The 17,754-nt window shown below is 70.4% G+C and carries 25 protein-coding genes; 17 read left to right on the top strand and 8 right to left on the bottom strand.

Annotation, left to right across the window (positions count from 1 at the left end; genetic code table 11):
- Positions 1-29: 29 nt before the first annotated feature.
- The 6 genes from P9841_RS01440 to P9841_RS01415 all read left to right on the top strand — a co-directional run bounded on the left by P9841_RS01440 (position 30) and on the right by P9841_RS01415 (position 5,041).
- A complete protein-coding gene (locus P9841_RS01440; RefSeq protein ID WP_283320351.1) occupies positions 30-899 on the top strand; it encodes an MBL fold metallo-hydrolase in 870 nt (289 codons plus the stop codon).
- Positions 896-1,381, top strand: a complete 486-nt coding sequence (locus tag P9841_RS01435; protein ID WP_283320350.1) for a MarR family winged helix-turn-helix transcriptional regulator — start codon at positions 896-898, stop codon at positions 1,379-1,381. Before P9841_RS01440 ends, P9841_RS01435 begins: the two co-directional genes overlap by 4 nt.
- The gene (locus P9841_RS01430) at positions 1,378-1,791 is read left to right on the top strand and encodes a carboxymuconolactone decarboxylase family protein (RefSeq protein ID WP_283320349.1); all 414 of its coding nucleotides are present in this window, start codon (positions 1,378-1,380) and stop codon (positions 1,789-1,791) included. Before P9841_RS01435 ends, P9841_RS01430 begins: the two co-directional genes overlap by 4 nt.
- 762 nt (positions 1,792-2,553) lie before the next feature.
- Entirely contained in the window at positions 2,554-3,609 is a 1,056-nt protein-coding gene (locus P9841_RS01425; RefSeq protein ID WP_283320348.1) for a DUF262 domain-containing protein, read from the top strand.
- Positions 3,599-4,321: a hypothetical protein gene (locus P9841_RS01420; protein ID WP_283320347.1), complete on the top strand. Its 723-nt coding sequence runs from the start codon at positions 3,599-3,601 to the stop codon at positions 4,319-4,321. The genes P9841_RS01425 and P9841_RS01420 overlap by 11 nt, the downstream gene beginning before the upstream one ends.
- 306 nt (positions 4,322-4,627) lie before the next feature.
- Positions 4,628-5,041 (top strand): hypothetical protein, encoded by a 414-nt coding sequence (locus P9841_RS01415; RefSeq protein ID WP_283320346.1) that lies wholly within the window; start codon positions 4,628-4,630, stop codon positions 5,039-5,041.
- Between the two features lies 1 nt (position 5,042).
- Here the strand turns inward: P9841_RS01415 and P9841_RS01410 are convergent, their stop codons facing one another.
- A complete protein-coding gene (locus P9841_RS01410; RefSeq protein WP_283320345.1) occupies positions 5,043-5,765 on the bottom strand; it encodes a hypothetical protein in 723 nt (240 codons plus the stop codon).
- A gap of 137 nt (positions 5,766-5,902) precedes the next feature.
- Between P9841_RS01410 and P9841_RS01405 the strand changes: the two genes are divergently transcribed.
- The 9 genes from P9841_RS01405 (at position 5,903) to P9841_RS01365 (ending at position 12,153) form a co-directional block, all read left to right on the top strand.
- Complete coding sequence (locus tag P9841_RS01405; protein WP_283320344.1) at positions 5,903-6,151, top strand: hypothetical protein; 249 nt, start codon at positions 5,903-5,905, stop codon at positions 6,149-6,151.
- The gene (locus P9841_RS01400) at positions 6,148-6,273 is read left to right on the top strand and encodes a hypothetical protein (RefSeq protein ID WP_283320343.1); all 126 of its coding nucleotides are present in this window, start codon (positions 6,148-6,150) and stop codon (positions 6,271-6,273) included. Before P9841_RS01405 ends, P9841_RS01400 begins: the two co-directional genes overlap by 4 nt.
- Positions 6,274-6,689: 416 nt before the next feature.
- The gene (locus P9841_RS01395) at positions 6,690-6,812 is read left to right on the top strand and encodes a hypothetical protein (RefSeq protein ID WP_283320342.1); all 123 of its coding nucleotides are present in this window, start codon (positions 6,690-6,692) and stop codon (positions 6,810-6,812) included.
- Between the two features lie 40 nt (positions 6,813-6,852).
- Positions 6,853-7,059 (top strand): hypothetical protein, encoded by a 207-nt coding sequence (locus P9841_RS01390; RefSeq protein ID WP_283320341.1) that lies wholly within the window; start codon positions 6,853-6,855, stop codon positions 7,057-7,059.
- Between the two features lie 88 nt (positions 7,060-7,147).
- On the top strand, positions 7,148-9,019 hold the full coding sequence (locus P9841_RS01385; RefSeq protein WP_283320340.1) for a hypothetical protein: 1,872 nt from the start codon (positions 7,148-7,150) through the stop codon (positions 9,017-9,019).
- Positions 9,020-9,104: 85 nt separating this feature from the next.
- Positions 9,105-9,347, top strand: coding sequence for a hypothetical protein (locus P9841_RS01380; protein ID WP_283320339.1), 243 nt, complete (start codon positions 9,105-9,107; stop codon positions 9,345-9,347).
- Between the two features lie 9 nt (positions 9,348-9,356).
- A complete protein-coding gene (locus P9841_RS01375; protein ID WP_283320338.1) occupies positions 9,357-9,515 on the top strand; it encodes a hypothetical protein in 159 nt (52 codons plus the stop codon).
- Positions 9,512-10,576, top strand: a complete 1,065-nt coding sequence (locus P9841_RS01370; RefSeq protein WP_283320337.1) for a hypothetical protein — start codon at positions 9,512-9,514, stop codon at positions 10,574-10,576. The genes P9841_RS01375 and P9841_RS01370 overlap by 4 nt, the downstream gene beginning before the upstream one ends.
- Positions 10,577-10,812: 236 nt before the next feature.
- Positions 10,813-12,153 carry a rolling circle replication-associated protein gene (locus P9841_RS01365; RefSeq protein WP_283320336.1) on the top strand — a complete coding sequence of 447 codons (1,341 nt, stop codon included), beginning with the start codon at positions 10,813-10,815 and terminating at the stop codon, positions 12,151-12,153.
- Between the two features lie 349 nt (positions 12,154-12,502).
- Here P9841_RS01365 and P9841_RS01360 read toward each other — a convergent pair whose 3' ends face one another.
- Positions 12,503-12,790 (bottom strand): hypothetical protein, encoded by a 288-nt coding sequence (locus tag P9841_RS01360; RefSeq protein WP_283320335.1) that lies wholly within the window; start codon positions 12,788-12,790, stop codon positions 12,503-12,505.
- Between the two features lie 322 nt (positions 12,791-13,112).
- On the bottom strand, positions 13,113-13,487 hold the full coding sequence (locus tag P9841_RS01355; RefSeq protein ID WP_283320334.1) for a hypothetical protein: 375 nt from the start codon (positions 13,485-13,487) through the stop codon (positions 13,113-13,115).
- Between the two features lie 334 nt (positions 13,488-13,821).
- Here P9841_RS01355 and P9841_RS01350 point away from each other — a divergent pair, with 334 nt between their 5' ends.
- Positions 13,822-14,118 (top strand): hypothetical protein, encoded by a 297-nt coding sequence (locus P9841_RS01350; protein WP_283320333.1) that lies wholly within the window; start codon positions 13,822-13,824, stop codon positions 14,116-14,118.
- Between the two features lie 264 nt (positions 14,119-14,382).
- Here P9841_RS01350 and P9841_RS01345 read toward each other — a convergent pair whose 3' ends face one another.
- From P9841_RS01345 to P9841_RS01330, 4 genes are all read right to left on the bottom strand, one after another.
- A complete protein-coding gene (locus tag P9841_RS01345) occupies positions 14,383-14,859 on the bottom strand; it encodes a hypothetical protein (RefSeq protein ID WP_283320332.1) in 477 nt (158 codons plus the stop codon).
- 271 nt (positions 14,860-15,130) lie between these two features.
- A complete protein-coding gene (locus tag P9841_RS01340; RefSeq protein ID WP_283320331.1) occupies positions 15,131-15,496 on the bottom strand; it encodes a MerR family transcriptional regulator in 366 nt (121 codons plus the stop codon).
- Between the two features lie 38 nt (positions 15,497-15,534).
- Complete coding sequence (locus P9841_RS01335; protein ID WP_283320330.1) at positions 15,535-16,479, bottom strand: aldo/keto reductase; 945 nt, start codon at positions 16,477-16,479, stop codon at positions 15,535-15,537.
- Between the two features lie 34 nt (positions 16,480-16,513).
- Positions 16,514-16,966, bottom strand: coding sequence for a MarR family winged helix-turn-helix transcriptional regulator (locus P9841_RS01330; protein WP_283320329.1), 453 nt, complete (start codon positions 16,964-16,966; stop codon positions 16,514-16,516).
- A gap of 59 nt (positions 16,967-17,025) precedes the next feature.
- On the opposite strand from P9841_RS01330, the gene P9841_RS01325 reads away from it, so the two are divergent.
- Complete coding sequence (locus tag P9841_RS01325; protein ID WP_283320328.1) at positions 17,026-17,391, top strand: VOC family protein; 366 nt, start codon at positions 17,026-17,028, stop codon at positions 17,389-17,391.
- Between the two features lie 75 nt (positions 17,392-17,466).
- On the opposite strand, the gene P9841_RS01320 is transcribed toward P9841_RS01325, so the two are convergent.
- Complete coding sequence (locus tag P9841_RS01320; protein ID WP_283320327.1) at positions 17,467-17,700, bottom strand: hypothetical protein; 234 nt, start codon at positions 17,698-17,700, stop codon at positions 17,467-17,469.
- Positions 17,701-17,754 lie beyond the last annotated feature (54 nt).

The following is a 17,754-nucleotide window of genomic DNA, read 5'->3' as shown; positions in this document are numbered from 1 at the left end:
CGGATGATCTGATGTCGTACGTTCGCGCCATGCCTCGTTCCCGGACCGTCGCCACCTGGGCCCTGCCGCTGCCCGACGCCACACCTCCCGCGACCATGCGCCTGCACCAGCTGCCGACCGGGACGTACACGACCCGTGCCGCCCTGGCGGTGACCGGGGGACGCCTCCGCGACCGCCGGGAGCTCGCGGCCACGGCGGTGCTCGTCCAGCACCCGGACGGCGACCTGCTGGTCGACGCGGGCTTCGGTGCGGGCATCGACGACCACGTGCGCATGCTCGCCCGCATGGAGCGTGCGCCGTACCGCCGGACCCGGACGGTCCGGGAACAGCTCGACGCGGCCGGGTACGACTACTCGCGTCTGCTCGGCGTGCTGGTGACGCACGTGCACTGGGACCACGTCAGCGGCCTCGACTCCCTCGACGTCCCGGTCTGGCTCACCAGCGAGGAGCGGGCCTACGGCGCCACCGACCCGCACGGGGCGGTGTTCCGCTCCGTCTCCCGCGACCACGAGATCCGCGAGTACGAGATCGACGGGCCGCCCTACCTCGGCTTCGCCGCGAGCCACGACGTCCACGGCGACGGCTCGGTGGTCGTCGCCCGGGCCGGGGGACACACGCCCGGGTCGGTCGTGGTGTTCGTGACCCTGCCCTCGGGCGCGCGCTACGGGTTCATCGGGGACCTGACCTGGCAGCTCGACGGGATCACACGCGGGGCGGAGCGTCCGTGGCTCCTGCGGCGCGTCGCCGACACGGACGCCGCCGTCGTGCGCGCCGGGCTCGACCGCAGCATCGCGCTGCGCGACGTGGTGCACATCGTCCCGTCGCACGACGTCTCGGCGTACGCGCCGATCCCCGTGCTGGCGGCCGGCGCCGACGACCAGCCGGGGCTCGAGCCGTGAGCGCCACGCCCGACCGCGCCGCGGGCCACCCGTCGGCGTACGGTCCGGGACCCGACTCGGAGATGACGTGGCTGCTGCACCGCGCGGCGCAGCGCATGCGCGCCGTCACCGGAGCCGCAGCAGCGGCGCACGGCTGCTCGCTGCGCGACCACATCGTGCTCAGCGCGGTCGACAAGTCGCCCGGACTGACCCAGATCGAGCTCGGGCGAGCCCTCGGCATCGACAAGACGACGCTGACGAGCGAGCTGGACCGGCTGACCCGCGCCGGCCTGGTCGAACGGCGCGTCGACCCGCGCGACCGCCGTGCCCGCGTCATCGCGCTCACCGACGCCGGCGACGAGGTGCGCGCGGCGATCGCAGCCGACGCCGAGCGCGCCGAGGCGGCCGCACTCGCCCCCTTCGACGCCGACCAGGTCGCCGCGATGCGCGCGATGCTGTTCGAGCTGATCGGCACCACCGACGACCCCGGCACGTCGCTGTGACGGCCGATCCGCCCGACAGCCGGGTCGCGCGGGGGCGCGCGGTGTACGCGCGCAACCTCGGTCTGCCCGAGGCGGAGATCGAGGCGCGGATGAGCGATCGGTCGGGGACGCTGTTCACCACCGAGGCGTACGCCGCGGCCGGCGGGCCGGCATGGCGCACCGACGAGCTCACGGACCGCGACAGGAGCATCGCCGTCATCGCCGCGCTCGTGGGTCAGCACGTCACGGACGACCGGCTCGACGTCTACCTGGGGCTCGCGCGCCGCAACGGCGTCTCGGAGGACGGGCTCGAGTCGCTCATGGTGCTGCTCGCCTCCTACCTCGGCCAGCCGAGCACCTCGCTCGGCGCCGCCGCCGTCCGACGGACGCGGCAGCAGACGCCGGGCGGCGGTGGGGGAGACCGGGCCTGACGTCCGGCGTCACCGAGGTCCCGGCCCGCTGCGTCGTGCCGGCACGGTCACGGCAACCCCTGCGTCTCGGCACCGGTCGTGCTCGACCGTCGAGGAGAGGTGGAACGTCCGGGGGCGGGTCGACGCGCTCAAGGCGGTGGCTCTGGTCGTCGCGCGGTGCGCGGCCGTCGCGTCGGGAGTGGGGGCACGACGTCTGACGTCCTGCCGCGCGTCGAACGTTACTGGCACCTCTGCGTATCAAGATCGGTCGTACTCAAGACCTCGCAGCGCTCGTGCGCCAGTGCGCGCCACGGTTGAGCGCGAGTCCCCGGCGGCCGGCCGGCTAGGTGTTCTGCTCGGTGAGCTCGAGTAGTCCGTTGCGGGCAGGTGAGCGAGTGGTCGTCACGGCGGGCCGAGGCCATCACGACCGTGGCCACCAACTCCCAGCTCAGGGGCACAACGTGCCATGGGACGTCGCTAGCCGCACCCACCTCCGCCGTTGTGAGCGCCGGCTGCACTCTCCGCTGTGCGCTCGGCAGCACTGGCGTCGTCGACCGGTGGGCATCTCGAATCGACCTACGCCGCTGCGGTCAACGCCACGCCCGTGCCGCTCGCGGACCGCACCCCGCCGGAGAGGCTCACATCGTGTCGACGCCACGCCCCGAGTCTCCTGGCTGGGAACTCCTCGACCTCGGAGCTGAGCCGCGATCACTCGGGCGATCGGCTAACCAGTCAGACCGGAGACGGGCCGCCTGACTCCGCGTGAGTCAGTACGCTTCCAGCATGGCATCCGAGGAATTTGAGGGACTCGAAGACCAACTCGGTATCGAGCGCAGGAAAGTGGACGTGGCGACCGTCAACTTTTCTGTGCGTGAGTTGGTGCGCATGTACGAAGACGGCGAGCTCAATATCGCGCCTTCATACCAGCGGAAGTACCGATGGCCGAGCCGCGTAGCCTCGGTGTTTGTGGAGTCGGTTTTTCTCGGATTGCCAATTCCTCCAATCTTTGTTGCGACAAACGACAACTTCGATTGGGAGGTGGTGGATGGGGTGCAGCGGATCTCGACTCTTATCCTCTTTCTGAGTGAAGACGTGGGAGTGCGAAAGCGAGTCGGCCGAGAAGAAGCGTTGCGATTGAAGGACCTTGAAAAACTCTCTCAGCTCAACGGAACCGTTTACACGGACTTGCCCGTTGGGATCAGGCGCTATTTTGCTCGGCAGCCACTTCAGGTCATCTCGCTGACAGACAAGAGTGACAAGGCCGTGCGGTTCGACCTGTTCGAACGACTGAACACTGGATCGATCTCACTAACACCGCAAGAGGTGAGATCGGCTGTATATGAGGGGCAGTTTATCGACTTTGTTGAGGACCTGTCGACCAACCCCGCCCTCGCTTCGCTGCTGAAACTCCAGGAAGCCAATCAGCAGGACGGAACCGCCGCCGAGCAGGTGCTGAAGTTCTTCGCTTACAAGAATGACCAACCGTCGTTCCGGGGTGCGGTCACTCACTTTCTGAACGAGTACATAGCGAAGACCGACGCGAAGTTCGACTATATCGCAGAACGGGAGCTATACGAGAAGTCGGCGCGATTTCTTGCGGAAGCTGTAGGTGGCCCATTTCTGCGACGCAATACCCCTGTCACCCCGCTGGTCCAGTTCGAGGCCTGCATGATCGGGATTGCTAGGATCTACGAGTCCGGAGCGGACCCCGTTGTGCCGGCCATTGACTGGCTCAACGACACCGAGCTCGTGGCTGCGAGCACAGGCGGCACGAACACTCGGGCGATGCTCTCACGCCGCGTCGACAGGGCGAAGGCGATCTTCTCCGGTGAAGCATGACTCTGAGGCTGCCCTACATTTCACCGACGAGGCAGCAGCCCGCATCTCGGAGTGGCGGCGTCACCTGATCAATCTCGCGGACGGCAAGCTGTCCGGAATACCCGAACGGAGTTTCCTAGGTCGCGAAATGCGCGCCGCGGCCGTCGTGGCGACGATGGCGGAACTTGAGGCTCTGCTTCGCGAGATGATGATCGCGATTGGCGCTCACGTTAATTCGACGAGCATACTCACCAAAGATTTGACGCCATCCCTTCGTACGCTCGCCGCAAACTCCAGGTTTGAGAGTATGCGGTACTCTTCGGATCACGAGGCAATATGGAATGGTCGGCTCGAGGTAACTGGGCTAGATGCATCGCTGGAGCGAGTCAATCTACCGGGGAAGACGCGCAGTTCCCCTCAGCCGCCATTGGACGGTCGAACTATCCAGGTGCGTCACATCGCGATCGTGTGGCGCGTCCTTGGGCTCACTGATCCTATTCCTCGCGCTTCGGTGGTAACGGCCCTGAAGAAGTTGACGCAGATCCGCAATGATGTTGCGCACCGAAACGTAGATATAGCGCAAGTCTTTTCGGAGGCAGGTCGGACGGCGCGCGAGATCGCCGGCTATCTCGACGAGGTCGTGCTTCTTGTGCTGCACATCGGGGTCGAGTGGTCCGAGTATCTGGAGCAAGAGCGCTTCCGAGTGAATCGCCCCGCGCGTCCGGGGGCATAAGTCTCGCGCGTGGGGCGCGCGGGATCTATGTGCGTTGACAGCGAAGTCATCTGCCGGACCGATCGAAATATGTCCAAGGGAGGATGCTCGGGCCTTTGCGCACAGTTCAACCGCATTAGTCAGAACTAGGCGTTGAACCGGCTCCGATGTGCCGAAAGCTGGGCCGGTGACCGAAGCGGCCCCCGGGGTCGCCGCAGCAGCGGGCGCGGTGCGCCCTGGCCTGGGACCCCGCCGCCCCTGTCGCCCGTTTGCCAGGGGAGGGGGCAGCGCTGCCTAGTTCCGACTGTACTGCGACGCTCGGTGCCCATGGATCCGACCGAGGTCGCGCTGCATCGTGTTCGGGTGGCGCACCTGCGCTGGCGCCTGTCCGCGCTCGACCACGCGCGTGCGGTAGTCGCGGCGCTCGAAGTAGGAGCCGATCTCGCTGAACTCGTCCCGGACGCCGACCTTCAGTCGGATGCGGAACTCCCTTGGGTGGCTGACGACGCGGTCAGCATCGCGCTCCCGGCGGGGTTCGACGGAGCGTCGGTGCGCGAGCTCGGCGAGCGTTACGCGGTCGGCGAGCTATCTGAGGACCAGTTGTGCTCACAGCTCACTCAATGGCGTGCCCGGCACGGTGTCGACGAACGAGAGCACCGTCAGGAAGTTGGGCTGCTGTGGGTCGACGAGTTGATCGATGAGCCGCTGTGCCGGCGGCTGCAAGAGCCGCTCGTCGAGTAACTCAGATCGTGTATGGCGGCGCCGCGCGCGGCGCGACTGCTTGCCGGCCGACGCAGCGGGCCCATGCGCCGCCGGCGGCTTGTTGGTGGGCGAAGGCGATTGCGTGGCTGTACCCGAGAGCGTCGGCGACGACGGACGGCGGGAGCTCCGTGACCAACTCGTCGAGCGCTCGGTTACGGGCACCTTGGAGGTTGATGCCGAGGTCTCGAAGGCGGATCATGACCGTCTGGGGGTGCAGGTAGCGGCCCGCGCTGGTGCTCGGGAACATCCAAGGGCTCTGCTCGTTGCCGGTGGCGAGGTTGGGTCGGCTGTTGAGGTGCGCCCGGACTAGCCCGGCGAACGGTTCGGGCAGGGGAGTGGGCGGTCTGCCAAGATCGATGGTCATGCCGGCGGTGGAGTCGCGCACCGCGTCGACGCGCAGCGCGGCAACCTTCACTCGGGGTTGCGCGAGCAGCAGCAACAACATCCCCGCGGTGCGGTAGGGCAGCGACTCACTGGTCCCGACGAGCATCTCGCCGATCCAGGCGGTGCGTTGCTCCTGGGTGATGGCGGGCCGTGAGCGCGGCGTTCGATATGGGACCTCCAGTCGCGGACTCAGTCGGTGGCGTCGGGCGAACACCATGAAGGTGCGGATCGCGTGACGGGTGCTCGGACCGGACTGCAGGTAGGCGTCGACATCTTCCTGTCGGCAGGTGGATAGGGTGGCGCTGGTCGCGTGTTGCATCAGGTGCAATACGCAGACCACGATCTGACATAACGTCCATTATCGGCTTGTCAAGTGCGGCCGCTGACCAGGGGTTTCGCGAGCCCGGCTCGCTCGTGGAGGTTCACGGCACCGGCGCTGCGTACGCCGATCACGCCGTGCGGACGTTCCTGACGATCCGCGAGTTGCACGGCGCTGACTCGACGTCGCCGGAGTCGGTCCGGCTGTGCGCGCGGATGGCGCGGCGGATCGTGCTCGATCAGCTCGTGGAGTTCTGCGAGGCCGGTGTCGACGGCCCGGACCGCGCGCTGCTGTGTGACGCCGTGACGTGGCTCGGTGTGCTGATCGCTGAGCCGCACGCATGGGCTGTAAGCGTCGCTCTGGCGGATCGGCAGGTGGAACGATGATCCGTTTCCTGCTGGTCTCCCTGGCGGAGGTCGTCGCTGTCACGGCCGCCGTCGGGCTCATGGCGTGGGCGGATCGTGACCGCCCGGCCGCGCGCGGTGAGTTCCTGCGGGGGGTGCTGTGACGTGGCCGGCCTCGCTCGGGCTCTCCGGAGCGTGGGGGCCGGCCTCCGTGCCCCTGTCGCTCGTGGAGCCGTCTCCGGAGCCCTCGGCATCGTCGTCCTCGCCGTCGTCGCTCCCCGAGCCGGTGCCCTCGTCCTCTCTGCCTGCCTCGGAGCCGGCTGCTACTACGCCGGCTACTACGGGCTGCGGTGCGCCGGACGTCCCGTGCGTGGTGTCGCTGTCCGCGGACGCGATGCAGCTCGCGCTGGGGTTCGCGGTGATCGGGGTCGTGCTGGTGCTGCTGAGCGCGGTCACAGCGGTGCGACTGCTGACGAGGTGACGGGCTCGTGATCGTGGAGTTCGTGGCGGCGGTGGGCGCCTTCCTTGTCGCCCCGCTGGCCGTTGTGTGGGCCGCTGACGCTGCTAGCAAGGCGTCGCGGTGGATCTGACCGGCGCGGAGTTGTTCGCGCAGATGGTCACCGGAACTGCCGTCGCGGTGGCGGTCGGTACAGCCGTGGCGCTCCTGTACAAGGTGCGGGAGTGGAGCGGCGCCCACGGGTGAGCGACCGCTCCCCCGTTCGTTTCAACTGGAAGGAAGAACCATGCTCCCCATCCTCCTGGCCGTCGAGCCGCCCGCCCCGGGCTCGGGTGTCTCCGCCGTCTTCGACGCGGGGCAGACGGAGCTCTCGACGGCGGTGCCGCTGATCGTCGCGGGCGTCGCGGCGATCCTCGGCCTCGCCTGGGTGCTGCGGTCGGTGTTCATCGCCAACCGTGCCGCCAAGAAGGCGTCGCAGCAGGTCGGCTCCTGAGCCACCTGTCCGCCGGCTGCCCGGCGCGCCCTCCCGAACGGGGCGCGCCGGGCAGCGCCCCACCACTCTCCGCGAAGGGACCCTGACCGTGCTGGTGCACCTGCGACGCATCTCGACCGTCGTCGCCGCTGTTCTCGTCGGCCTGGGCCTCGTCGTGCTCGACCCGCATGCTCCCGCTGCGATGGCGTACCAGGCGCCGCCGCCGATCACCTGGAACCCCGGGGCGGTCGGGACGCAGCCGAACGTCATGAACCCTGGGCAGTGGGACTCCTACCTGAACGCCAACCCGAACAAGGTCGTCGGGAACACGGCTACCACGGGCGCCGGCGGCGGCAAGGTCGGGCTGCGTGGGTTCGGCGGGTCCGCCGCTGCGGCCGTCGGGGGCTTCGTTGTCGGGACCGAGATCGGTACGGGCCTTGCGACGGCGCTCGGCCTTCCGACGACCGGCTCGTTCTGGTGTGACCTCGGGGCGCTGTTCGGCACCTGCGGCGCCGCTGCATCGGTCGACTACGTGGTCAACTCGGACGTGGCGGGCCTGGCGAATCCGCCGGGATGGGCGACGGCGAATCACGCGACGGTGACTCTGGTGGGTACGACGACGTACCCCGGTGACTACTGGGCCGATGCGACCGTCACCGTGCAGGTCGACGCCGCACCTTCGTGGCACGAGAGCGGCTCGGTGAGCGTCACGGCGGTCACCTCGGGCATCTGTCACGACGTCGCCGCGTCCACCGGGGGCCAAGGTCCGGGCGGGCTGTTCGTCTACGGGGTCCCGCGGACGAATCCAGGTGTCGCCCCGACCGTGCTGTCGAGCGCGTCACTGGCTCCATCTGCTGGGTGCACCGGTGCGCCGCAGCAGCGTTCGCGCACGTTGACCGTGGGGTCGGACTGGCTGTTCGTCCGGGCTGAGGTGGTCGTTGGTGGTCAGAGCGTGGGTGAGGCGACGTATCAGCCGGTGCGTACGCTGCGCTGGTACCCCGAGGCGTCGCCAGAGCGTCCGCCGGCCGTCGAACCTGACCCGCAGCGGTGGTGGAAGAGCACGTGGCAGTGCTCGGCCGGCACGCCGGGCGGTTCGCAGCAGTCGTCCCCGTTCCGCGAGTCGGACCCGGAGTGGCCCGGCTTCCCCTCGGCGCAGTGCGACCCGGGCGCCGTGGTGACGTCGCTGCTGGTGCAGCAGATCACGGAGGGCCTCACCGATGCCGTCACGGTGATCGACTGGACGGCCGATCCGGGCTACGTCGAGTGGGCGAACAGCAGCTGCGCGGGTGGTGGCTGCACGCTGCTGCTGTCGCGCATCGATCAGGTCACCGGTGCTCGGGTGTCGTGCTTCTCCAACCCGACCCTGTGCGCCTCGTGGGCCGCCGACCCGGCGCGCGAGCAGAACTACGAGTGCACGTACGGGGGCTCGGTCGTCGCCCTTGAGGACTGCCTGGTCTACGCCCCGACGTTCCAGACCGGCGGTGCGAACTACGCCGACCCGGAGGGCAATGTGGACCCGGACGCCGGCACCGATCCCGGGACGGACCCGGGTAGCGACCCGGGCTCTGAGGACTGCCCGCCGCCGTTCTCGTGGGCCAGCGCGTTCAACCCGTGGTGGTACTACAAGAGCACCCTGTGCGCGCTCGAGGACGCCTTCGTGCCGACGCAGAGTCAGGTCAAGGTCGAGCAGATCGGGCAGGCGCTCCAGACCAAGACACCGGTTCCCGAGCTCGGGTCGATCTCGCAGGCGCTGGCGCCGCCGTCGTCCGGCAGTGAGTGCCTGGTGCTGTCCCTGCCGATCGCGTTCGTGATCGGTCACGATCAGCCGCTGCTGGACTCCTGCACCTGGTCCGACCCGGTGTCCCGGCTGCTGCGTGACTACCGGCCTCTGTTCACGGTCGTCGTGTGGTTCACGGTCATCGCTCCCCTCGCCTGGTGGGCGTGGAAGACGTACGCACCGGGATCCACGGGGACCGCGTGAGCGCCCCCGTTCAGCGGCACGCGGCCGCACGGCGCGCAGCGTCGCGCGACCGCGCGCCCCAGACCGAGCAGCACAGGGGGTACCGGTGATCACAGACGCGCTACTCGCTCCGATCCTCGCGGCCGTGCAGTGGGTCGTGGACCTCCTGCCGGAGGGGCACGCGCTCAACATCGGCCCGGTCGAGGTGGCGTGGAAGGCCGTGCGTCAGGCCGACTCGCTGGTCCCGATCATGGGCCCGACCGTCGCGATGCTCGGGCTGCTGTCCGCCGTCGTCGTCTTCGTGATCGTCCGGCTGCTTCTGACCGTGTGGAACCTGATCTGGCCGTAGGAGGTCCCCGTGGTGTTCCTGTTCCTCGCCTGCCTGGCCCTCGGGCTCGTCGTCGGCTTCGCCCGCCGGCGTCGCGCGGTCCGCCGGGGTGGGCAGCCCGTGGTGGTGGAGAGTTCGGCCCTGCTGCCGTCGCGCCTGCGCGACCCGGAGACGGGCGAGCTGCTGTGAGCCGGCCCGGCCCGGAGTTCCCGTGCGTGCGCCCGGAGGGGCTGCGGGACCGGTGGCGGTACTGGCGTGCCGGCGTCGACCGCACGAAGAGCATGACGGCCGCCGGCGTGATCGCGAACACGCCGATCTGCGCGTTCGTGGGCGGCAACGGCGGCGGCAAGACGCTCGCCGCGGTGTACGCGGTGCTGCCGACGCTGCGCGGGTCGCGCTGGACGTGCGAGAACCCGGACCACCTGCACACGCACTCCGCGTCGTGCACGTCCCGGGTCATGCTCTCGACGGAGCCCACCGCGGTCTGCGACTGCGAGACCGAGTGGGAGAACACCGACGACGGCCGCCGCGTCACGGTCCTGGCAGAGGGCGGCACGACCACCGGCATGCGGCGGGTGCTCTCCACCGTCGAGTTGCGGGACGTGACGGCTCCCCCGTTCTCGCTGCGGAACCCGTCGCCGTACTACGACCGGCTGCGCTCGTTCGTGCAGCTCCTCGGTGTCGAGCACACGGACGTGCTCATGGATGAGGTCACGGGCGTCGCGTCGTCGCGGTCGAGCATGAGCCTGCCGGTGCAGGTCGAGAACCTGGTGCAGCAGCTTCGGCGCCGGGACGCCCGGCTGCTGTGGACCACGCCGGACTACGGCAACGCCGACCTGCGCATCCGGTCGGTGACGCGCGGCGTCGTGCTGTGCCGGGGCCGGTTCGCTGTCGAGCGGCGTGGGGTGTGGGCGCAGGCTCGGCTCTTCCGCTGGACGATGTTCGACGCCTCGGAGTTCGACCGGTTCACGGTCGGGAAGCGTGAGCGCCTGGTCCCGGTCGCCCGGCAGTCGTTCTGGCGTCCCGGTCACATCGCGGAGCGCGCGTACGACACGGCCGCTGCGGTGACGCAGCTCGGCGCTGCCGCTGAGGGTGGCATGTGCTTCTCGTGCGGTGGCCGGCGCTCTGCTCCGGCGTGCACGTGCCCCAGCGACCCGGACCGACTCCCGCCGGGCGTCGTGGAGATCGTCACGCCGTCCGGGTCGCGCAAGCGTCTGGTCGACGCGGCCGCTGCTGGCGGTGCCGCGTGAACCGACCACGGGCGCCAGCCGGGTAGACCCGCTCACCGTCCTGTTCACCCCTCCCCCGCGCCAACGGGGGCCAAACGTCAGGATCGCGGTTGTCTGCTCTGCTGGAGCGGACCGGCCCCGTCGCACCCGAAGTCGAGTTCGATCGGCTGACGGCGGGGCTGGTTCCGCACTCGTTCCCGTCCCGCGACGACGCGGAGGCGGCTGCACGGTCCCTGGGGGCCGCGTACGGGCCCGTGGTGGCCCAGGACGTCCTGGACGTCAACGACGGCGCCGTGTGGCGCGACGCGTACGTGTACGACGCCACAGGGGCCCCCGTGGTCGGGGCCGATGGCCGCTACGTGCGTGAGCGGTACATGGTCGGCGGCGCCCCGCTGCTGTCGGCGTCCGCCGGCCTCGGGCTGGGCGAAGGCAGGACGTTCCGGCTCTCGGTCTCCCCCGGCACCATCGGCCTGCGCACGTTCGATGCCGTGCGCGCTGAGGCTCGCGCCGAGCGGGAGCGCACCGACCCCCGCGCGACGGTGCTGAGCCTGTATGACCCGGAGCACGGCGACGACGCCGGCCAGGTCGACCTGGTGCACATGACGCCCGACGCGCTGTTCGCTGGCGGTCCCGTTGACCAGGGTTGGATCACCCCGCGCCCCGGCCGGGTGATCGCGGAGTGGTCCGGCCGTAGCCGCGCGCGGATGTTCACCACGGTGCCGCAGCTCGACCTGTCCGGGTGGACCCCCGACAGCGGCGACCTTGCGATGGTGACTCTGACGCTGCCCGGTCAGTGGCAAGAGGTCGCCCCGACCGGCCGGCACTTCAAGCGCATGATTGAGCGTCTGCGGTCCCGGATGACCCGCGCCGGCCTGGACGTCCGGTGCCTGTGGAAGTTGGAGTTCCAGCGTCGCGGGGCCGCGCATTGGCACGCACTGATGCGGGTGCCGGCGCTGGTCGACGGCGAGCGGTATGAGGAGTGGCTGTCGCGGACCTGGGCGGAGTGCGTCGGGGCCGACAACACGCGTTGCCACGGGCTGCACGGGCTCGACAAGCGGGTCCCCGTCCACGACGACGGGCTGACCTCCTGCAGCTGCACGGACCGCGACACCGAGTTCGCCCGGAACCTGGCCGGCGGGACCACGGTCAAGATGTCCGGCCAGCGGTTCAGCGACCCGCGCCGGATCAGCACGTACTTCCTCGGGCACAGCTCGAAGCACGCGGACGGCAAGGAGTACCAGCACATCGTGCCCGCGCTCTGGCGCGCTGACGGCGCCGGGCCCGGGCGGTTCTGGGGCTACTGGGGGCTCAAGCGCGGCACCGTGGAGGTCGACCTGAGCCAGCGCGAGTGGTACGCCGTGCGGCGGATGCTCCGCCACGTCCACCGCGCCCGCGCGTGGCGGCTCGACCAGGCCGCGCAGCGCCGCGCCGGGTACTGGGCTCGCATGGGCGAGGCGCCCGCCCCGCGCAAGCGCTACAGGCTCCGCAACCTCGGTGCCGCCGGCACGACGTCGCTCGGCGGCGGGACGGTCGTCGTCAACGACGCCATCGCGCTGGCGTACGACATCGGGCGTGCCCTCGCGGTGATGCGCTCGTGACAACGCGGGTTGTCACGCGTAGCGCTGCCGGGCTGCCTGCCGAGTGACCCCGAGACACGCGGCGACGTCGGTCCACGAGGCGCCGGCGGCGCGAAACTCGGTGACAGCGGCTCGAACAGCGGCCTCCGTGCCGGTTCGCGCGACCGCGAGCTGCTGCAGGCGCATGTCGGTGTCAGTGGGCCTAGTGAACGAGAGCCTCGCTGTCGCGAGGCTGTTCTCCGCCACAGTCGCGTACGAGGCCGACGGCCGCGCTCGGTTGAACGATGGTGAGCGGGACCACCGATCGATGAAGCAGTCGACGTCGCTGACCCAGGGCTCCTGATTCACAGGCATGTGACAACGCGCCTTGTCACAGGGCCGGCAGCTCGGGCCGGCCGTCGGCCTGGATGTGGATGGGCGTGGCCCTGGGCTCGCGCGGGGTTGCGACGTACGCGTACTTGGCCACGCGGACCGAGTAGGTGGCGGCGAAGTGCCAGGCGAGGTCTCGTGCCTGCTCCACCGTGGCGACGGTGAGGACGGCCGCGTTCTGTGCGACGTGCGCGTACAGCACTTCGGCGAGGGACCCGCGGGCGATGGTCATGGCGCTGACCAGCGCGTTCGCCCCGTTGCTGACGTTCTGGGTGGTGTAGATGCTCACGGCGTCCTCCGCTTCGATCCGGCCCGGTCGGTCCGTGCCGTCGATCTGTTAGCGGAGCCCCATACCCCCGGAGTGGAGTGGGTCAAGGGCCGAACGGCCTGGGTCTTGGTTCTTGGTGCGGAGCACCGTCCCCGGCCGGCTACGCGGGGTGATCGGCCCTTGAGGCACGGAGCGGAGGGGTATACCTTCCTCCGCCCAGATCAGCGGCCCCACGCACCCCCGCGGGTGGTTGTGGACGGCGCTCGCGCCGGCCGGGCCCGGGCCGGGCTCGTTCTCTGTGCCACATCTCCACGCGGCCGGGGAACCGGGGTTGCAGCGCGGTTCAGCGGGCGATGGCGAGGCCCCGGGGTCGGCCGGCCGCCGATGCCTGGCGGTCCTGCTCCCAGCGTTCGCGCAGTTCACGTGAGCGCTCACGGAACCGGAGCTCGGACTCGACGGTGCGGCTGGCGGCGTCGGAGATGGTCGCTGCACGGAGGGCCTCGCGCAGGTCGTTGCCAGTGAGGGCGCGCACCGTGCGTTCGGCGTACTCCGCGGCCACCTCGCGGTAGCGGTCGATCGGTTCGAGGGCGAGGCGGTCGGGTCGGCGTGCGGCTTCGACCAGTTCTTCGCCCTCGGACGCGGTGAGGCCGTCGTGTGGGGAGCGTCGTGGTGCGGCTGGCATGCGGTACAGGATCGGCAGGTGTCGCGTCAGGCTCAAGGGCGCTCCCCCGGTTGCCGATCTGCTGTACGTGGGGGCTATGGATCCGTGGCTGGCTGACCGCTACGCCGGTGTCGAGCGTCGGGATGCGTCGCCGGCGACGCGTGCCCCGGCACCGCCGGAGACTCGTCGTGCACGACGTGGCGCGGATGAGGTGCTGCACGAGGTCGGTGTTCGTGCTCGTCGCCGTCGGCGTGTCCGGTTCGCCCTGTGGTTGTTAGCCCTTTCGGGTGGCGCCTGCGTGGCGTACTGGGTCGCGGCGTGCGTCTGGGTGTAGGCATCTCTCATCCGGTCCCGCGCCAACGGGGCTCCAAACAATCAGGTGAGGTGTGCCATGGCTCAGCGCAACGCTGACGTGTTCGTCGAGGGCAACATCGTCAAGTCCGAGCGGAAGAACGGGTCGATGGCGAACCCGGAGAACCCGAGCGCCCCGGCCATCGTGTGGGACTACATCGAGGCCCGCGTGCTGACGCCGGCGTACGACGCGGTGGACGTGCGGTTCCCGACGGACGGGAGCATCCCCCTGCCGAAGCGTGACGAGCTCGTGCGGCTCAACTGCGAGGCGCGCTCGGCCGGCGGGAACCTGCGGCTGACGGTCAAGTCCGTCGAGGCCGCCCTGCTGCCCGCCTGACGTAACCGTCGTTACTCGGCGCAGACAGTGCTGCGCCCCGAGGCCGCGCCAACGGACACTCGGGGCGTCTAGCCCGCCCCAGGTATCCAAACCTTCCCTAGGGGGACTTGTGACCACCGTACCCGAGGTGCGCTCAGCGCGCACTACTACGTCCATTATCGGCACATCGGGTAGGACGTCTGGCAGTTGGATGAGACGGCTCGTCTCAGCCCGGCCCAGCGGTCTGGAGTTGAGGCGCGTGGGTGGAGCCCGACCCTCGAGGGCTCAGTGCTCGGAGAACGGTTCCCACCGGCCGTCTGGCGTGGAGATCTCCGTGCGAACCGGGTCAAGGAACTCCTCGGCTCTGAAGCATGTCAGCGCCCAGCCTGACACCGTGCTGGCTGCTCCCACCTCCCAGTGCCCGTCCTCGGAGCCGACCCTCACCTCCAGGTGCTCAGTGGTCCGCGCGACCGCGTAGTGAACTCGCGGCCCTTCGCTCGGGCGTGGCGCGATCGACCCGCTCAGACGCACACGCGCCTCGTCGGGATCGAGTAGCGCCGCGACGGTTACACTCGCGGCGCTCAGGTCGCTCAGCACGAGCGCGTGCCAGCCGGTTTGCGCGTCGGTGGTCAGGGTGATCGAGCTGGACCCGTCTGCGGTTCGGGCGCGCGCCACGACGCCCGGGGTGTCGGCCTCTGCGAGACCGAGGCGCGCGGCCTCTTCGAGGTCGATGCGGTCCCACGGGGGGTCGTTCACCGTCATCGTCTGGCTCTCATCCGCAGAAGCTCGCGGAGCCGCTGTACTTCGCGGGCACCTCTCACAGTAGAGGCCGCAAGTCGCGGGCGTGCAACCGGTCGACCGCCCGGCGTCCGCACCGCCCTCGATGGCGGCTGGTTGCAGCCCGCCCCTGATCCACGACGCTGCCCGCACCGACCGGCCTCGACTTCAGGCCGACTCGTCTCACGTCGATACGTCTCTGTACCAGTCGCACGGGGCGCGACGGTCCGCCGCTCGGCGCTCACCGACCCAGATCTCACGCGTCCGGGGTCACGCCCGCGTAGTACGCGATCTTCTCGTCCAGCACACCGATCGCCTTCTGCAGCTGGCCCGCGCGTCGCTGGAGCTCGGCCCGGTGCTCGGTGAGGAACGCGACCCTGTCGCCGCTGCCGCCCTCACGGAGCAAGGCGGTGAACTCCCGCAGGTCGGCGATGCCCAGCCCGGCGTCCCGGAGGCAGCTGATCAGGCCGATCCAGAACAGGTCGTCGTCCGTGTACGCGCGGTGCCCGCCGAGCGTCCGGGACACGGGCCCGATCAGCCCCTCGCGCTCGTAGTAGCGCAGCGTGTCCAGGGACAGCCCGGTCCTGGCGGCGGCATCCGCCGGTGCCCACGTCGTCGTCATCGCCTCTCCTCGCGCTCGGGGTCGTCGGGGTCCTCGGGTCAGCGTGCCGCGGCGAACCGCTGCACGTGCTCGTCCTGCAGCGTCACCTGGGTGGCCTCGAGCGCCTCGTCGAGCTGCGCCACGGCGCTGACGCCGATGATCGGGTTCATGCCCTGGTGGAGCAGCCAGGCGAGCACGACCTGGTTGCGCGTGGCGCCGGTCTGCGCCGCCACGTCGTCGAGCTCCCGGAGCACCCGGGTGGTGCCGGGGTGATCGTAGGCGTCGGGGAACGGCTTGTCGGCGCGGACGTACCCTCCGTGGAGCAGCGGCGTGTACACCCAGACGTCGAGCCCCTCGGTGCGCGCGTAGTCGGCGTCGTCCGGCGTGAGGTGCCGGTGGCCCGCGTTCGGCAGCACCGCCTCGGGTCGCGGCAGCACCAGCGAGTGCCGCAGCTGGAGCGCCGTCCACGGCACCACCCCGGTCGACCGCGCGATCGTGCGCGCCTGCTCCACGCGCCAGGCCGGGTGGTTGGCCGCACCGACGCGGGACGCCACGCCGCGGTCGACGAGCTCGCCGAACGCCGTCACGGTCTCCGCCAGCGGGACGCCGCGGTCCTCCGCGTGCGCCCACAGCAGGTCGACCGAGTCGACCCCCAGCCGCTCCAGGCTGCCGGAGACGCCGGCGAGGACCGCGTCGCGCGAGAGCCCCTCGGCGGACTCCGGCCACCGGTGCGGGACCAGGGGGTTCTGTCGGACCTTCGTCGCGATCCTGACCTCGTCCCGCACGCCGGGCCGGGCGCGGAGCCACTCGCCGATCAGCCGCTCGCTGGCGCCGCCGACGCCGGAGGGGTCCGTCCAGAACGAGTAGCAGTCGGCGGTGTCGAGCCACACCCCGCCCGCCTCCACGAACCGGTCCATGAGCGCGAACGCCCGTCCACGGTCGACGACCGTGCCGTAGTCCATCGTCCCGAGCACGAGCCGGGCGGTTGCCGTGTCCTGTGTCATGCGCGCCATCCTGAGACCTGGAGCGCGCTCACGATCAAGCCCCGGCGTCCCGGAGCGACCGGAGCATGCTCCGCAGCAGCCGCAGCGCCTCGGCCTGCTCGTCGTCGGGCATCCCGTCGAGCATCCGCACCTCGACGCCGCGGACGGCCGCCGTCGCACGGTCGAGCGTCTCGCGGCCGCGCGACGTCAGGCGCGTGGGCAGCGTCTTGCCGACGGCCGGCTCGGCGGACCGCGTGACGAGGCCGTCCTGGTCGAGCCCCTGGAGCACGACATTCATCGACTGCCGCGTGACGAACGCGCCGCGGGCCAGGTCGGACGCCGACAGCCCGGGTCGCTGCGCCAGCAGCTCCAGGCACGAGTACTGGGTCACGGTCAGCCCCAGCGGCCGCAGGGCCTCCTCCATGGCGGCGCGCAGGGCGCTGGAGGCCTCCTTCAGCAGGTAGCCCAGGGAGGTCTCGAGGTCGATCCCGGCTGCCTCTTGCGTCATGTCAACATCCTGACATAGGTTGCGTGTCAGGTCTACTGACATCCACTCGAGGAGCACGCATGCCCGTCACCGGCCCCGACTTCATCTCCCTCCAGGTCCGCGACCTCGCGGCCTCGCAGGCGTTCTACGAGCACTACCTCGGTCTGGTGCGCTCGCCCGCGGGGCCGCCGCACGCCGTGGTGTTCACCACCGAGCCTGCGTTCGCGCTCCGCGACCTGCTCCCCGGGACCGACCTCGCCCCGCTCCCCCGTCCCGGTCTCGGCGTGGCCCTCTGGCTGCACGCCACCGACGTGCAGGCGATCCACGACGCCCTCGTGGCGGACGGCCGCACCATCGTCTCCGCCCCGGTGGACGGGCCGTTCGGCCGCACGTTCACCTTCTCCGACCCCGACGGCTACCACGTCACGCTGCACGACCGCGCGTGAGCCCCGCGGCGCCGGCCGCGCTCAACCCCGTCCTGACCCGCCCGGGTGACGCCGGCGTCGGCGCGCGTGGCCCGCTCAGGCCCGCCGCGTCCGGCCGGCCGCGCGCTCACGGCGCAGCATCGCCGTGGCGCTGGCCAGGTACGCCGCCGCGGTGACCGTGAACAGGCAGGCGAGCGTCAGCTCACGCTGATCCCCGGGTGCCCAGCTGAACCACCGGAGGAGCGCCATGACCGTGAACACGCCCGCGAGCACGAACCCGCTCGTCGGGGTGCGGGTCATCCGCCACCAGGGCTTCTTCGTCCGTTCCATGACCTCACGACCGTAGCGCGCTCGCCGACGTCGCGGGCGGAAACGGGCCGGGCA

This window comes from Cellulomonas sp. ES6 (assembly GCF_030053835.1).
GTDB lineage: Bacteria > Actinomycetota > Actinomycetes > Actinomycetales > Cellulomonadaceae > Cellulomonas.
The sequence above is the reverse complement of the archived record's forward strand: the minus strand, read 5'-3'. Positions and strand labels throughout refer to the sequence as shown.